The sequence below is a fragment of the Streptomyces nanhaiensis genome, from assembly GCF_046614825.1.
GTDB classification, from domain to species: domain Bacteria; phylum Actinomycetota; class Actinomycetes; order Streptomycetales; family Streptomycetaceae; genus Streptomyces; species Streptomyces radiopugnans.
Genome location: NZ_JBKJFM010000017.1, coordinates 41,265 through 56,064, shown reverse-complemented (window position 1 = coordinate 56,064; position 14,800 = coordinate 41,265). Strand labels below are relative to the sequence as shown.

The following is a 14,800-nucleotide window of genomic DNA, read 5'->3' as shown; positions in this document are numbered from 1 at the left end:
TCCCGTACGCACGGCCCGTGCCCGCCCCGCCGGTCCCCGGGCGCGGCGTACCGCGTCCGGCCGCGCCGTCCGTGAGGCGTGCCCCGGCCGCGTGCCGGCGCTCCGGGAGGGACCGGCCTTCGCCGGTCCCTCCCGGAGCGCACCGCTCACACCCGGGTCGCGCGCAGCAGCACCAGCCGCTCGGGGTGGAGCACCGGGGCCTGGAGCCCCGCGGCCGCCAGCACCCGGCCCGGCAGCCGCACGCCCTCCGGCGTCCACCAGGGCAGAGGGACGCCCCAGTGGTGGGCGTTGCCGTCCGGCAGGTCGCCGGGCGCCTGCGGCCGCACCCGGTAGACGGCGTCCGCGTCCAGCCCCGGCAGCCGGACCGCACCGGCCGGGTACATCGCGGAGGAGGCGGTGGCGACGAGTGCGTACACCGCGTCCGAGCCGTCCTCGGCGACCACGCCGTGCAGCCGGTGGGCCGGGTCCGGGTGGTCGGCGTGGACGCGGACGCCGGTGTGGAGCAGGCCGCGCAGCTCCTTGTAGAGGTCCACCCAGCGCGCCAGCCGCGCCAGTTCCTCCGGCGCGGCGGCGGTCAGGTCCCACTCGATGCCGAAGTGCCCGAACAGCGCCGTACCCGCCCGGAAGTCGACCGGGTGGCGGCGCCCGGTGGTGTGCGCGACGTCCGACCCCACGTGGGTGCCCATGAGTTCGAGGGGGATCAGGGCGTTCGTCCAGCGCTGGATGGTCTGGCGCTCCAGGGCGTCGATGCAGTCCGAGACCCACACCCGGTCGGTGCGCTGGAGGATCTCCAGGTCCACCCGCCCGCCGCCGGAGGAGCAGGACTCGATCTCCACCCCGGGGTGGCGGCGGCGCAGCTCGTCCATCAGCCGGTAGACCGCCCGGGTCTGGCCGTGCACGCCGGCGCGGCCGGTGGGCCGGTGCCCGGCGTCCACCAGGTCCCGGTTGTGGTCCCACTTCAGATACGCGATCGGATACGCCTGAAGCAGCTCGTCCAGGCGCCCGAGGATGTACGCGAACGCCTCCGGGCGGGCCAGGTCGAGGACCTGCTGGTGGCGGGCCGCGCCGGGCAGCCGGTCGCCGGCGGCCATGATCCAGTCGGGGTGGGCGCGGGCCAGGTCGGAGTCCTCGTTGACCATCTCCGGCTCGACCCAGAGGCCGAACTGCATGCCCAGGCCGGTGACATGACCGGTCAGCGGGCCCAGCCCGTGAGGCCACACCTCGTCCGAGACGTACCAGTCGCCCAGGGCCCGCCGGTCGTCGCGGCGGGAGCCGAACCAGCCGTCGTCCAGGACGAAGCGCTCCGCGCCCACCGCGGCGGCCGCGTCGGCCAGGGCCCGCAGCCGGTCCAGGTCGTGGTCGAAGTAGACCGCCTCCCAGGTGTTGAGGGTGACCGGCCGGGGAGTGGCGGGGTGGTGCGGGCGGGAGCGCAGCCAGCGGTGGAAGCGGGCGGAGACCTCGTCCAGGCCGTGCCGCCCGTAGGAGCCGTACTGCCAGGGGGAGGCGTAGGACTCCCCGGGCTCCAGCACCACCTCGCCGGAGAGCAGCAGCTCGCCCGAGCCCAGCAGCGACACCGAGTGGAAGGTGCGCTCGGCGAAGGTGCGGTGGTTGCCGGACCATGCGGTGTGCACGGCCCACACCTCGCCCGAGCGGTTGCCGAAGCCCGCGGTGCCCGCGGCCAGCAGGTAGGCGCTGTCGTAGCCGGTGCGGCCGGTGCGGTTCTCCCGCATCCGCAGCCCCTGGGTGAAGGCGGTGCGCTGCGGGCTGCGTTCGCGCAGGTGGTGCCCGGTGAAGTCCAGCAGTTCGACGGCTTCGGCGGGCACCGGCAGCGTGAGGTTCACGGCGTCGACGGTGAAGGGGGAGGAGCCGCGGTTGGCGACCGTGGCACGCTGGCGCACCAGACCGGACGCGGTCAGCTCGATCACCAGCTCCAGGTCCAGGGCCGCGGCCTCGTCGCGGGCGAGGACGGTGACGGTGGAGCCGCCCGCGCCGCCCGCGCCGCCCGCGCCGCCCGCGCCGCCGGAGGAGCCGGACCCCTCCGCGGGCCCGGCGAGGGTGGCCCCGCGGACGGCGAACGCGGTGGAGAAGTCCCGGCCGCCGCGGTTGCCCACCAGGCCGGGGGTGCCCAGCCAGCCGGCCGACTGCTCGGGCAGCACCGAGACCTCGACCGGGCCGTCCACGGAGAAGCCGATGGGCTGCGGCGCCCCGGCCAGCCGCAGGGAGCCCAGCTCCCCGGCGCCGAGCGGGCCGAGGTCGGCGCCCCAGTGCAGGACCCGCGGGAGGGTGCCGCCGGCCAGGTCCAGTACGAGGCTGACGCCGGCCGCCCGCAGATGCGTCACATCGAGGGGGAGGGGAGCGGAACGTGATGCCACGGTTGTGTCTCCGTCCTGGCCAAACCGGTGCCGAAGGCGCCGTTGACTTACTTTGTTCGGTGGCGTAAGAATCTCGGGCGACGATACTCGGCCCGTGAGGGAGAAATCCACCGGCGGTCGGCCGCCTTTTCCCGTCCGCCCCCGACTGCCCTCCCCACCCGAGCCCGTCCCTCCCGTCCCCTCCCGGACGCCTTCCCAGAACAGCCGCTCCGCGCCGCGGAGCCGACCAAGGAGTGAGCGCCGATGATCCGCCAAACCCTGCACGACGGCTGGCAGTTGTCGGCGACCGGAGGGCCGGTCCCCGCAGACGTCGCGGGCCGGACCGTACCGGCCGCCGTGCCGGGCGGCGCCCACCTGGACCTGCTCGCGGCCGGCCTGATCCCCGACCCCTACCTGGACCGGGCCGAGGAGGAGCTGGCCTGGGCCCACCGCACCGACTGGCGCTACACGCTCGCCCTCACGGCCGACGCCGCGGGGCCCGGGGAGCGGGTGGACCTCGTCTTCGACGGCCTGGACACCGTGGCCACCGTCGAGCTGGACGGGAAGCTGCTGGGCAGCACGGCCAACATGCACCGCGCCTACCGCTTCGACGTCCGCGACGTCCTGACCGGCGGCACCCAGGAGCTGGCCGTCTCCTTCCGCTCCGCGCTGGAGTACGCCGAGGAGGTCGAGCGGAGCCTCGGCCGCCGCGACCACGTCTACCCGCACCCCTTCAACATGGTCCGCAAGATGGCCTGCAGCTTCGGCTGGGACTGGGGACCGGACCTGCAGACCGCGGGCATCTGGAAGCCGGTGCGACTGGAGCGCTGGCACACCGCCCGCCTGGCGCGGGTGCGCCCGCTGGTGACGGTGGACGCGGACGGCACCGGACGCGCCGAGATCCACGTCGACGTCGAGCGCTCCGGCCGGGGCGGGGCCGGCGGGGACGTCCCCCTGGAGCTGACCGCCACCGTGGACGGCCGCACCGAGCGCGTCACCGTACCCGCGGGCGAGACGGCCGCGACCGTCACCGTCACCGTCCCCGGCGCCCGCCTGTGGTGGCCCGCCGGATACGGCGACCAGCCCCTGTACGGCCTCGCCGTGACCCTCGGCGCCCTGGGGGAGGCGGGCTCCCGGGAGCCGCTGGACACCTGGGAGCGCCGCATCGGCTTCCGGACCGTCACCGTGGACACCGAACCCGACGAGATCGGCACCCCCTTCACCGTCGTCGTCAACGGCAGGCCCGTCTTCGTCAAGGGCGCCAACTGGATCCCCGACGACCACTTCCTGACCCGGATCACCCGCGAGCGGATCGAACGCCGCGTGGACCAGGCCGTCGGCGCCCACATGAACCTGCTGCGGGTGTGGGGAGGCGGCATCTACGAGACCGAGGACTTCTACGACGTCTGCGACGAGCGCGGCGTCCTGGTCTGGCAGGACTTCCCCTTCGCCTGCGCCTCCTACCCCGAGGAGGAACCGCTGTGGAGCGAGATCGAGGCCGAGGCCCGCGAGAACGTCGCCCGCCTCACTCCGCACCCCTCCCTGGCCCTTTGGAACGGCGCCAACGAGAACATGTGGGGCTTCCGCGACTGGGGCTGGCCCGAGCAGCTGAAGGGCCGCACCTGGGGCCTGCGCTACTACACCGAGCTGCTGCCCTCCATCGTCGCCGAACTCGACCCGACCCGCTTCTACTGCGCCAACAGCCCCTACAACCCCGGCGCGCCGGTCGACGGGACCCACCCCAACGACCAGGACCACGGCACCCGGCACGAGTGGGAGGTGTGGAACCGCGTCGACTACACCCACTACCGCGACCACATCCCGCGGTTCTGCTCGGAGTTCGGCTTCCAGGGCCCCCCGACCTGGGCGACCCTGACGAAGTGGATCCACGACGAGCCGATGACGCCGACCTCGCCCGCCTTCCTGCTGCACCAGAAGGCCGAGGACGGCAACGACAAGCTCGCGCGCGGCATGGCACCCCACCTGCCCGAACCGAGGACCTTCGAGGACTGGCACTGGGCGACCCAGCTCAACCAGGCCCGCGCGGTCGCCTTCGGCATCGAGCACTTCCGCTCCTGGTGGCCGCGGACGGCCGGGGCGGTCGTCTGGCAGCTCAACGACTGCTGGCCGGTCACCTCCTGGGCGGCCGTGGACGGCGACGAGCGGCCCAAGCCGCTGTGGTACGGGCTGCGCCACGCCTACGCGCCCCGGCTGCTGACCGTCCAGCCCCGCGACGGCCGGCCCGTCCTGATCGCGGTCAACGACCACGACGAGCCGTGGAGGGGCGAGCTGCTCCTGGAGCGGCAGACCTTCGCGGGCATCGCACTGCGGAGCGTTAAGCTTTCCCTCGACGTGCCGCCCCGCTCGGTCGCCCGTACCGAACTGGACACGTCACTGGTCAGCCCGGACGACGCACGCAGGGAGGTGCTGGTGGCCACCGCGCCGGACGCACGCGCCGTGCACCTCTTCGCCGAGGACGTGGAGCTGGACTACGACCCCGCGCCGCTCAAGGCCGAGGCCGTCGCCGTCCCCGGCGGCTACCGGGTGGACGTGAGGGCCTCGTCGTTCGCGCGCGACATCGCGATCCTGGCCGACCGGGTCGCCCCCGACGCGGTCGTGGACGAGATGCTGGTGTCCCTGCCGGCCGGGGAGAGCCGCTCCTTCACCGTGCGGACCGGCGCCGACATCGACCCCGCCGTGCTGACGGAGCCGCCGGTGCTGCGCTCCGCCAACGCCCTGAGCGCTCCGGTGGTGCGGTACTGAGTGGACGCTTCGGAAAACACCGGGACGGCGGGCGCCGGGTTCTCGGGAGCCGTCGGGCTTGTGCTCGCGCGTCCCGCGCGGCTGCTGGGCATCGAGCCGTTCTTCATGGAGTTCATCGCCGGTATCGAAGAACGGCTCGCCGAGCGCGGCCTGTCCCTCCTGCTGCACGTCGTGGCGGACCAGGACGCGGAGATCGCCGCCTACCGCCGGTGGGCGGAACGCGGGCTGGTCGAGGCGGTCGTGGTGGTCAACCGCACCGTCGACGACCGGCGGCTGCCGGTCCTGCGCGAACTGGGCCTGCCCGCCGTCCTGGCGGGTGCGGGCAGTGACGCCCCCGGAGGCGGGCCGGACGCGGGCGGCGGGGACACACCCATGCCCGCGGTCCGCACCGACGACGCGGGTCCGGTGCGCGAGGCGCTGGCGCACCTGCTCGACCTCGGCCACCGCCGTATCGCCCGGGTCAGCGGTCCGGCGGGACTGCTGCACACCCGTGCCCGCACCGAGGCGCTGGTCGAGGGGTGCCGGGAGGCCGGCGTCGAACCGGTGGTCGTCGAGGGCGACTACTCCGACGAGTCGGGGGCCAGGCTCACCGCGGAGCTGCTGCGCCGGCCGGAGCCGCCCACCGCGATCCTCTACGACAACGACGTGATGGCGGTCGCCGGGCTGGGCGCGGCCAAGGAGATGGGCGTCGCCGTCCCCGAGCGGCTCAGCCTGATCGCCTGGGACGACTCGACGATGTGCCGCCTGGCGTCGCCGCCGCTGACCACCATGAGCGTGGACGTGCACCAGTACGGCGTGCTGGTGGCCGAGTCGGTGCTGGAACTGGTCGACGGCCTCCCGGTCGCCGAGCGGTGGTCGCCCGCCGCCCGGTGCGTGCCCCGGGGCAGCACCGCGCGCTGCGCCGTCCCCTCCACCGCCTGACGCCGGGCCGCCCGGACGGTGCCGCGGGCAGCGAAGACCTCCGGGGAGGAGACCCGTGGCACGGGCCTCCTCCCCGGAGGTTCTTCCGGATCCGGACGCGGCCGGCGGCGCGGTCAGCGGCCGCCGTGGTGCTTCTTGCCGTGGTCCTTCTTGTCGTAGTGCTTCTTCCCGTGGTGCTTCTTGCCGTGGTCCTTCTTGGCCTGGAACTGGTTCCCGTTGATGCAGGTGTTGCCGAAGGCCGGGTTCAGCAGGCCACCGAGGTTGACCGTGTTGCCACAGGCGTTGACCGGGATGTGGACCGGCACCTGGACGACGTTGCCGGAGATGACGCCCGGGGAGCCGATGGCGGCGCCCTGCGCCCCGGCGTCGGCGGCGGCGACTCCGGCGGAACCGGCCAGAGCGGCACCGGCGGCGGCCGTCACGGCGACAGCCTTGGCAATACGCGACATGAAGAGTCACTCCTTATAGCGAACAAACAGCCATCCGCCCGACTGGAGGCGGTGGTGCCGTGACCAACGCCCGACCGCCCCGGAGGTCACCGCGATTAGGCCGAATGGTGGTCAAAAGCCAGCCCCGAGCCAGTCCGGAGGCGGTCTGAGCGGCCCCGCCGCCGGGTGACGAGGCCGTTTCGCCGCAAGGCGCCCGGGTACCGGAACGCGGCCCGGGAACCGATCCAGGAGGTCTGATGAACGCACACAGCGAACCCCCCGTCCGCGTCGCGGTGATCACGGGCGCGGACTCGGGGATCGGCCGCGCCACCGCCGTACGCCTGGCCGAGCGGGGGATGGACGTCGGCATCACCTGGCACGAGGACGAGGAGGGCGCGCGGGAGACGGCCGAGGAGGTGCGCTCCCACGGACGCCGGGCCGCCGTCGAGCGGATGGACCTCACCGACCTGCCCACCGCGGTGGACGCGGTCGACCGCCTCGCCGACGAGCTCGGCAGGATCGACGTCCTGGTCAACAACGCCGGCACCGGCACCGCCACCCCCTTCCTCGACATCGGCCTCGACACCGTCCGGCAGGTCCTCGACGTCGACCTCGTCGGCCCCTTCCTGTGCGGGCAGCGCGCCGCCCGCCGCATGATCCGGCAGGGCGGCGGCGGCAGGATCGTCAACATCACCAGCGTCCACGAGCACCAGCCGCGGGTGGGGGCCGCGCCCTACTGCGCGGCCAAGGGCGGACTCGGCCTGCTCACCCAGGTCATGGCCCTGGAACTGGCCGCCGACGGGATCACCGTCAACGCCGTCGCACCCGGCGAGATCGCCACGCCGATGACCGGCCAGGAGGACACCGACGTGACCACCGAGAAGCGGCCCGGCATCCCCGCGGGGCGGCCCGGCGACGCCCGCGAGGTGGCGGCCGTGGTCGCCTTCCTCGCCGGGCCGGACGCCGCCTACGTCACCGGCGCGTCCTGGGCGGTCGACGGCGGCATGCTGCGGATGGGCCCGCAGGCCGGCTCCCACCTGGAGAGCGACTCCTGGCGCCGCCCCTGAACTGCCCCCGCCGGGGACGGCCGTTGCTCCGATTGGTGGACGCCGGTTTCCCACCGGCGCCGCGAGAGGGCAGCATCGGTCTCGCGGAAGGGAGCCGCGGCAGCCCGGAGGAGACGGCCCGACAAGACGGCCCGGACGAGAGACGGTGTGGTGATCGGCCGTGACGGAGACCGAGCGCGTGCCGCAGGGCGCGCCCTGCTGGGTCACCCTGCTGGCTCCCAACCTGGAGGCCGCGCAGAACTTCTACGGCGAACTCTTCGGCTGGCGGTACCGGCCGGGCTCGCAGCGGCTCGGCCACTACGTGGTCGCGCTGGCCGGTGACGTCCCGGTCGCCGGACTGGGCGAGGCCAAGGACAGCCTGCGCACCCTCACCGCCTGGACCGCGTACTTCGCCTCCGACAGCGTCGACGTAGCGGCCGGACGGGTGCGCGAACGCGGGGCGACCGTCGCCGTGGGACCGGTGCGGTTCGCCTCCGGCCGGGTGGCGTGGGCGGCCGATCCGGCGGGGGCGGTCTTCGGGATCTGGGAGGGCGGGATCTACCCGGAGTGGCAGGCCGGGAGCAGGGTCAACGCCCCCTCCTGGCTGGAGCTGCTGACCCGCGACGCCTTCGCCGCCGCGCTCTTCTACGGTGAGGTGTTCGGCTGGGACAAGGGGGACCCCGAGCGCTACGACATCCGCTACGAGCACGACCGGGTGATCCTGCGCATCGACAAGCGCACCGTGGCGGGGCTGAGCGGCGGAGCGGTGGAGGACGCGCCCGATCCGCGGGTGCGGCCGCACTGGCACGTCCACTTCCGCGTCGAGGACGTGGACGCGGCGGCGGTGAAGGCGGAGGCGCTGGGAGCCGAGGTGGTCTCCGCCCCGGCCGACACCCCCTCGGGGCGGCAGGCGGTCGTCCGGGACCCGCAGGGCGCCCTGTTCTCGGTCGAGAACCGGGCGCCCTGAGCCCGCGGGGCACGGCGGGCACGAGGGGTACGGCGGGGACACGGCGGACACGGCGGGTACACGGGGGTGCGCCTCGTGGGCCGGAGCGGTACGAGGAGCGGGGTGTGCGGGTCAGCCGCCCTCCCCGCCGGAGCCGCCCGCCTCCTCGTCGAGGGCGAGCAGCCCCTGCCCGACCACGGCGTCCAGCGACAGGGTGCGGTAGCCGACCGTGTCGAACAGGACGGTGATCCGGTCCTCCTCCTCGCTCATCACCAGGCCCTCGCCCCACTCGCGGTGGCGCACCCGCGCCCCGGTGCGGAACCGGCCCGCGTCCGGTCGCGGTCCCTCCTCGACACGGGGCACGGGCCGGTCGGGCAGGCCGCGCGCCCCCCGCTCCTCGTACCGCTCCGGCTCGCGGCCTTCCCCGTCCCGCGCCCGGTTCCGTTCCTCCTCCGCCGCCAGGCAGTTGTCGCAGTTGCCGCAGGGCGGTTCGTACTCCTCGCCGAAGTAGCCCAGCAGGAAACGGCGGCGGCAGCCGGTGGTCTCGGCGTAGCCGCGCATCATCTCCACCCTCGACCGCTCCAGCCTGTGCCGCGCCTCGGCCAGCTCCGCCGCGCGGTCGGCGGCCTCCTCGGGGTCGGCGTCCCCGGTCGGCACCAGCTCGCCGTCCGGGGTGACGGCCACCGCCCCGGCCTCCTCCAGGAGGTTGACGGCGGCGGTGAGCCGGCTGGCGGACAGCCCGGTCCGCTCGCGCACCCGCGCCGCGGGCAGCGGGGCGCCGCGGCCGCGCACCGCCTCGGCCACGTCGGCCAGTGTCCCGGTGTCGGGGCGCCCGGAGGAGAAGAACTTCTGCAGCCCCAGGTCCTCGGACCGGTAGTGCAGTACGGCCGACGCCGGGGCGCCGTCGCGGCCGGCCCGGCCGATCTCCTGGTAGTAGGCGTCCGGCGAGCCGGGCACGGAGGCGTGCAGCACGAACCGCACGTCCGGCTTGTCGATGCCCATGCCGAAGGCGGAGGTGGCCACCACCACGTCCAGCCCGCCGTCGAGGAACGCCTCGTGGGCGCGGGAGCGCTCGGCCGAGCGCAGGCCCGCGTGGTAGGCGAGGGCCGACAGGCCGAGCTCCGCCAGCTGCTCCGCGTACTCCTCCGCCTCCCTGCGCGTGGCGGTGTAGACGATGCCGGGCTTGGCCTCGGTGGCGGCCCGCTCGACCACGGCCCGGCGCTTGTCCGCCTCCTCCAGGAAACCGCGCACCTCCAGGCGGAGGTTGGGGCGGTCGAAGCCGGCGATGATCCGGGCGGGACGCTCCATGCCCAGGCGCTCGACGATCTCCTCGCGCACGGGAGGGGCGGCCGTGGCGGTCAGGGCGAGGACGGTGGGACGGCCCAGCCTGCGTGCCACGTGCCCCAGGCGGAGGTAGTCCGGGCGGAAGTCGTGGCCCCAGGAGGAGACGCACTGGGCCTCGTCGACCACGAAGAGCGAGGGCCCGGTCCGTGCCAGCCTCTCCACCACCTCGTCCTTGGCGAGCTGCTCGGGGGAGAGGAGCAGGTACTCCGCGTCCCCCTCGCGCACGGCCCGCCAGGCCTCGGCGGTCTCACCGGCGCCCTGGGCGGAGTTGACCGCGACGGCCTTCGGCGCTTCGGGCCCCCCGCCCTCCGACAGCCCCTCGATCTGGTCCCGCTGGAGCGCGATGAGGGGGGAGACCACCACGGTGGGGCCGGGCAGCAGCACCGCGGGCACCTGGTAGACGGCGGACTTCCCCGCACCGGTGGGCATCACCACCAGTGTGTCCCGGCCGTGCAGCACCTGCTCCATGGCCTCGGCCTGGCCGGGGCGCAGTTCGCTCCAGCCGAAGACCTCCGCGGCGACACGCCCCAGCCGGGCCCGGTCACGGCCGTCCGGGGAGGGGCTCCCGCGGCCGGCCCCGGTGGCGTCGTGCACGGCGTGCTCTCCTCTCGTACGCGCGGTGCGGGTGCGCGGGCCGCCGCGGCGGCGGGCGCACCGGCGGCTCAGCGGGAGGCCTCGGCCAGCGCCCCGGCCCCGCGTTCCGCGCCGGGTTCCAGGTGGTACACCGCGAAGGCGCGCCGGATGACCGGCTGGGCGACGTTGCGCACCCGCACTCCGCCGCTGGTCATACCGTGTTCGGTGCCCGCGTGGGCGTGCCCGTGGACGGCCAGGTCGGCGCCCGCCGCGTCCACCGCCTCGGCCAGCAGGTAGCTGCCCAGGAAGGGATAGATCTCCAGCGGCTCGCCGGCGAGGGTGTCGGGCACGGGGGAGAAGTGCGTCAGGGCGATCCGTACGGCGCACCCGCGCCGGTCCAGCTCCTCCAGCGAGGCCCGCAGACCGTCAGCGCAGCGGCGGGTGTAGCGGATGAACTCCTTCATGATCGGCTCGCCGAACTCGCCGCCGCTGCGCCCGGCGAACCCTCCGCCGAACCCCTTGGTCCCCGCGACGCCGACACGGGTGCCGTTCACGTCCAGGACGGTCCCCTCGCCCTCCAGGACGGTCACGCCCGCGTCCCGCAGCACCGCGGTGACCTCCTCCGGGCGCTCGTCCTGGTGGTCGTGGTTGCCCAGCACCGCGATCACCGGCACCCGCAGGCCCGCGACCTCCTCGGCGACGACCCGCATCTCCTCGGGCGTGCCGTGGCGGGTCAGGTCCCCGGCGAGCAGCAGGAGGTCGGCGCAGTCGGGCAGGGTCTCGAAGGCGGGGCGCAGCACCCCCCTGCTGTCCGGCCCCATGTGGATGTCTCCGACGGCTGCGATGCGGATCATGCCAGCTCCTCGGGGCGGTCGGGGGCGGTGGGGTCGGCCACGACGATGTCGGTCCGTACCGGTGTGCCGCCCAGCTCCTCCTCCGCGACGCGCACGACGGTGTCGCGGCACTCGGCGGTGGGGACGGTGCCGCTGACGACCACCGTGCCGCCGCGGGACTCGATGCGCATGCCGAGTTCGGCGACCTCCTCGCGGACGAGCCTCTCCTGCAGGTGGGCGATGCGGTACTCGGTGTTGTCCGCGCCGCTCGCCCGGTCCCCCCGGCCGGTGTCGGGTCCCGTCATGGCGTTCCTCCGCGGTCGTCGTCCTGCGGCGAGATGACCTGCAGGCGTTCCAGCAGGTAGAGAAAGGCGTCCGGCATCGGCGCCGAACCGCACTCGCGCCGCACCCGGGACCAGTCGACCTTCTCCCGGAGGGCCCGCGCGATCGGCAGCACGGCGCCGAAGTCGCAGTGGTGCTCGGTGAAGGCGTTCAGCAGGCTGGCGAGCAGGTCGGTCACCGACAGCACGGGCATGCGGACCGACTCCACGGGCAGTTCCTCGGCCCGCCCCAGCAGTTCGCGGGTCACCGGCTGCCGCGCCAGCTCGAAGATCAGGTCGATGTCCTGGCCCATGCACCGGGCCTTGAGCAGCCAGTCCTCCGGTGGGGTGTACACCTCCAGCCCGGCGTCGCGGAGCGTGGCGGCCACCGTGTCGGCGTCCTCGGGGAGGATGCAGAAGTCGGCGTCGTGCTGGAGGTTCCCCGGGCCGCCGTGGGCGTAGACGGCGACACTGCCCGCCAGGGCGAAGGGGTACCCGGCGCCCTTCAGCAGGGAGGCCACCTGCTTGGTGGCCTCCAGAATGGCCTGGGTGAGGTTCGGGGGCAGCTCCTCGAGCCCCTCGTCGGTCTCCCGGCGGTCCTGCCCGCCGCCGGTCCCGGTGGCCGGGCGCGGGGCGGCCGGCGCATTCCGCTCGGCCGGTGCCGCCTCGCCCGGATGCTCGGTCACAGTCACTCCGCTCTCCAGGTCGTCTCGTCGTTCCCCACCGCCGGTACACCGTGCCGCCGCCCTGGCGGACCACCGGGGGGCCGCGGTCGGCGGGCGCGGGGTGCCGGCCCGGCCTCCTCGGTCGTAAGGCCGACCGGGCCGGAGGCTTCCACGAGAGCACCGGTACCCGCCGTCGTCCGTTCGATACCGGCCGATACCGGGCGCACCGGAGCGGAGAGGCGGGCACGCGGACCGGACAGGCAGGCGGCCCGCCGCGGGGGCGGGCCGGCTGCGGGCGGTGCGCGGAGTCCGGACCGGACTCCGCGCACCGCCGTGTGTCAGCAGGCGGTCGGGGCAGGGGGCGTCACGCGCCGTCCTCGCCGCCGGTCTCGCACTTCTTCCAGGCGAGTTGGTAGGTGGTGTTGACGGCGCCGTCGGTGGAGTCCATGGCGATGAAGCTCGTGGTCTCCGCGGTGTTCGAGGTGCCGCCGCTGACCCGCAGTTCGGTGTTGATGTTGAAGTTGCGGATCTCGCCGCACGGAGCCCACACCAGGGCGCCGAGCTCGGTGACGTCGTTCGCCTGCCAGTTGTCGTCGAACGGGCCGTTGAAGCGGTGTATGCCCTCGTTCGTCTCGGCCTGGCCCTGGAAGTAGTAGTGCGCCTTCTGGGTGGCGGTGGCGCCGTCCTCCAGGTAGGCGTAGCCGCGGTAGTTCACGCTGGCGATCGCGTAGGTGAAGCCCTGCGGGACGCGTACGGCCAGGTTGAGCTGGCAGTTCTTCCGGAAATCGGTCGGTCTGGCTCCGACGCCGACCTGGGCGAGGTAGTCGCTGTAGGTCACGGTGAAGGCGGTGTTGTCGGGGGAGACGGCCACGGCGGCCGTCCCCAGCGGACACCCCGAGCCGTTGACCGTGACGACGTCGATCACCATCTTGTCGGTCGGCGCGTCCTCGAACGACGGGTTCGGGGCGACGATGCTCGAAGAGAGCGACGAGGCGAATAACGCCGCGATCGCACCGCCCACGGCAAGTGCTCCGGACATGGTTCTCCAATCAAGCGTTGTGGGGCGCGACGGGAAAGGAAAACCCGACGCGTTTGCCGAATGGAACTGACCGATTCGCGTGACCGCGTGACCGGTACGCACCGCGGGCAGGACGCGCGTGAGAGCGCGTACGGTGCGGAAGGCGGGCAGGAGGAGGAACTCGGGGAACCCGGGGGAGCCCGGGGGAATCGGCCCCGCGGAGTCCCGTACGCCGGGCGCGGCGGATCCCGCGGGGACGGGGGCGCGGGCCCGTGCGGCCCGGCCCGCCGGCCCCGGGGCGGCGGACTTCCGGGCTTTACGGGATCCCCCTCCCTCCGGGGCTTCCGGCGCGGGTGGCCGCCTGCCGCCCGCTCCCGGCCACCCGCACCGGTGTGCCGGGAGCACGGCGTGCCCGGAGCGGAGCGCGACCGCTCCCGGAGAGCGCGCGCCCTCCCGCTCGCGGACGGGCCGGACGCGGCTACGCGTCGACCGCGGGGATCAGCCTTCGCACTTCTTCCAGGCGATCCGGTAGACGGTGTTGACGGCGCCGTCGGTGGAGTCCATGGCGATGAAGCTGGTCGTCTTGTCCGCGGACGCGCCGCCGTCCACCCGCAGTTCGGTGTTGATGTTGAAGTTGCGGACCACGCCGCAGGGCGCCCAGACCAGCTCGCCGACCTCGGCCCTGTCGGTGGTCTGCCAGTTGTTGTCGTACGGACCGGAGATCCGGTGCGACGACGAGGTGTTCTCGGCCTGGCCCTGGAAGTAGTAGTGCGCCTTCTGGGTGGCGGTGGCGCCGTCCTCCAGGTAGGCGTAGCCGCGGTAGTCGACGCTGGCGATCGCGTAGGTGAAGCCGTGCGGGACGCGCACGTCCAGGTTGAGCTGGCAGTTCTTCCGGAAATCGGTCGGCTGCGTGCCCACGCCCGCCGCGGCGAGGTAGTCGCTGTAGGTCACGGTGAAGGCGGTGTTGTCGGGGGAGACGGCCACGGCCGCCGTCCCCGCCGGGCAACCCGAGCCGTTGACCGTGTTGATGCCGACCTGGATCTTCTCGTCGGGGACCGTGGAGGTCGGTTCCGCGGTGAGCGCGGCGCCGGAGAGGGTCGAGGCGATCAACGCCGCGACCGCTCCGCCGGCCAGGAGGACTCCGGACATGATTCTCCAATCGTTCGTCGTGGACGCGGGGGAAGGGGACGCTCCCGGCTCCGCCGGTCCACGGGAGTTGGGGTGTGCGGGGTGGTGCCATCCGGGCTCCCGGGCTCCTCGGCGGGCCGTACGCGCCGCGCCCGGTGCCCTGTGTCCGCGGGGGATGCGCGTTCGGCCGGATCGCGGCCGGATCGCGGCCGGAGCGGTCCGCGGCCCGCGCGGACGGTGCGAGTGGTCGGGGCGTGCGTCCGCGGTGAGGAAGGGCGGTGCGGCGCCGTACGACCGGGTGGTCGGCAGGCGCCCCTCTTCCGCCGGCTCGCGAACAGGAGGTGGGAGCGCTCCCAACATAGGGAGGGGCGTACGGCCGGGCAAGGGTGCGGACAACGGCCGGATAACAAGGCCGAAACAAAGCCCCGGTGCCCGATGCAGGGAATCGGTCTCACCGAACATCG

General features: G+C 74.1%; 12 protein-coding genes. 4 read left to right on the top strand and 8 right to left on the bottom strand.

Annotated features, from left to right (window positions below; genetic code table 11):
* Positions 1 to 146: 146 nt before the first annotated feature.
* Complete coding sequence (locus ACLIYP_RS07475) at positions 147 to 2,372, bottom strand: alpha-galactosidase (RefSeq protein ID WP_412712346.1); 2,226 nt, start codon at positions 2,370 to 2,372, stop codon at positions 147 to 149.
* 243 nt (positions 2,373 to 2,615) lie between these two features.
* On the opposite strand from ACLIYP_RS07475, the gene ACLIYP_RS07470 reads away from it, so the two are divergent.
* Both ACLIYP_RS07470 and ACLIYP_RS07465 read left to right on the top strand, forming a co-directional pair.
* Positions 2,616 to 5,114, top strand: coding sequence for a glycoside hydrolase family 2 protein (locus ACLIYP_RS07470; RefSeq protein ID WP_412712345.1), 2,499 nt, complete (start codon positions 2,616 to 2,618; stop codon positions 5,112 to 5,114).
* The gene (locus ACLIYP_RS07465; RefSeq protein WP_412712344.1) at positions 5,115 to 6,035 is read left to right on the top strand and encodes a LacI family DNA-binding transcriptional regulator; all 921 of its coding nucleotides are present in this window, start codon (positions 5,115 to 5,117) and stop codon (positions 6,033 to 6,035) included. It begins immediately after the preceding gene.
* Between the two features lie 113 nt (positions 6,036 to 6,148).
* Here the strand turns inward: ACLIYP_RS07465 and ACLIYP_RS07460 are convergent, their stop codons facing one another.
* Positions 6,149 to 6,484, bottom strand: a complete 336-nt coding sequence (locus tag ACLIYP_RS07460) for a chaplin (RefSeq protein WP_412712343.1) — start codon at positions 6,482 to 6,484, stop codon at positions 6,149 to 6,151.
* Between the two features lie 236 nt (positions 6,485 to 6,720).
* Here ACLIYP_RS07460 and ACLIYP_RS07455 point away from each other — a divergent pair, with 236 nt between their 5' ends.
* Both ACLIYP_RS07455 and ACLIYP_RS07450 read left to right on the top strand, forming a co-directional pair.
* Positions 6,721 to 7,530: an SDR family oxidoreductase gene (locus ACLIYP_RS07455; protein WP_412712342.1), complete on the top strand. Its 810-nt coding sequence runs from the start codon at positions 6,721 to 6,723 to the stop codon at positions 7,528 to 7,530.
* A 160-nt stretch (positions 7,531 to 7,690) separates the two neighbouring features.
* Positions 7,691 to 8,476 (top strand): VOC family protein, encoded by a 786-nt coding sequence (locus ACLIYP_RS07450; protein WP_412712341.1) that lies wholly within the window; start codon positions 7,691 to 7,693, stop codon positions 8,474 to 8,476.
* A 111-nt stretch (positions 8,477 to 8,587) separates the two neighbouring features.
* Here ACLIYP_RS07450 and ACLIYP_RS07445 read toward each other — a convergent pair whose 3' ends face one another.
* The 6 genes from ACLIYP_RS07445 to ACLIYP_RS07420 all read right to left on the bottom strand — a co-directional run bounded on the left by ACLIYP_RS07445 (position 8,588) and on the right by ACLIYP_RS07420 (position 14,357).
* Positions 8,588 to 10,393, bottom strand: coding sequence for a RecQ family ATP-dependent DNA helicase (locus tag ACLIYP_RS07445; RefSeq protein WP_412712340.1), 1,806 nt, complete (start codon positions 10,391 to 10,393; stop codon positions 8,588 to 8,590).
* 68 nt (positions 10,394 to 10,461) lie between these two features.
* Positions 10,462 to 11,226 (bottom strand): metallophosphoesterase family protein, encoded by a 765-nt coding sequence (locus ACLIYP_RS07440; protein WP_412712339.1) that lies wholly within the window; start codon positions 11,224 to 11,226, stop codon positions 10,462 to 10,464.
* Positions 11,223 to 11,510, bottom strand: a complete 288-nt coding sequence (locus tag ACLIYP_RS07435) for a BON domain-containing protein (protein WP_412712338.1) — start codon at positions 11,508 to 11,510, stop codon at positions 11,223 to 11,225. The genes ACLIYP_RS07440 and ACLIYP_RS07435 overlap by 4 nt, the downstream gene beginning before the upstream one ends.
* Complete coding sequence (locus ACLIYP_RS07430; RefSeq protein WP_412712337.1) at positions 11,507 to 12,211, bottom strand: nucleotidyltransferase family protein; 705 nt, start codon at positions 12,209 to 12,211, stop codon at positions 11,507 to 11,509. The genes ACLIYP_RS07435 and ACLIYP_RS07430 overlap by 4 nt, the downstream gene beginning before the upstream one ends.
* A 343-nt stretch (positions 12,212 to 12,554) precedes the next feature.
* Positions 12,555 to 13,229 carry a DUF4360 domain-containing protein gene (locus tag ACLIYP_RS07425; protein ID WP_412712336.1) on the bottom strand — a complete coding sequence of 225 codons (675 nt, stop codon included), beginning with the start codon at positions 13,227 to 13,229 and terminating at the stop codon, positions 12,555 to 12,557.
* Positions 13,230 to 13,706: 477 nt separating this feature from the next.
* Positions 13,707 to 14,357 carry a DUF4360 domain-containing protein gene (locus tag ACLIYP_RS07420; RefSeq protein WP_412712335.1) on the bottom strand — a complete coding sequence of 217 codons (651 nt, stop codon included), beginning with the start codon at positions 14,355 to 14,357 and terminating at the stop codon, positions 13,707 to 13,709.
* Positions 14,358 to 14,800 lie beyond the last annotated feature (443 nt).

Coding starts and splice junctions, on each gene's coding strand:
- ACLIYP_RS07455 (WP_412712342.1), top strand. CDS start 6,721: ATGAACGCACACAGCGAACCCCCCGTCCGCGTCGCGGTGATCACGGGC.
- ACLIYP_RS07425 (WP_412712336.1), bottom strand. CDS start 13,229: ATGTCCGGAGCACTTGCCGTGGGCGGTGCGATCGCGGCGTTATTCGCC.
- ACLIYP_RS07460 (WP_412712343.1), bottom strand. CDS start 6,484: ATGTCGCGTATTGCCAAGGCTGTCGCCGTGACGGCCGCCGCCGGTGCC.
- ACLIYP_RS07435 (WP_412712338.1), bottom strand. CDS start 11,510: ATGACGGGACCCGACACCGGCCGGGGGGACCGGGCGAGCGGCGCGGAC.
- ACLIYP_RS07420 (WP_412712335.1), bottom strand. CDS start 14,357: ATGTCCGGAGTCCTCCTGGCCGGCGGAGCGGTCGCGGCGTTGATCGCC.
- ACLIYP_RS07440 (WP_412712339.1), bottom strand. CDS start 11,226: ATGATCCGCATCGCAGCCGTCGGAGACATCCACATGGGGCCGGACAGC.
- ACLIYP_RS07470 (WP_412712345.1), top strand. CDS start 2,616: ATGATCCGCCAAACCCTGCACGACGGCTGGCAGTTGTCGGCGACCGGA.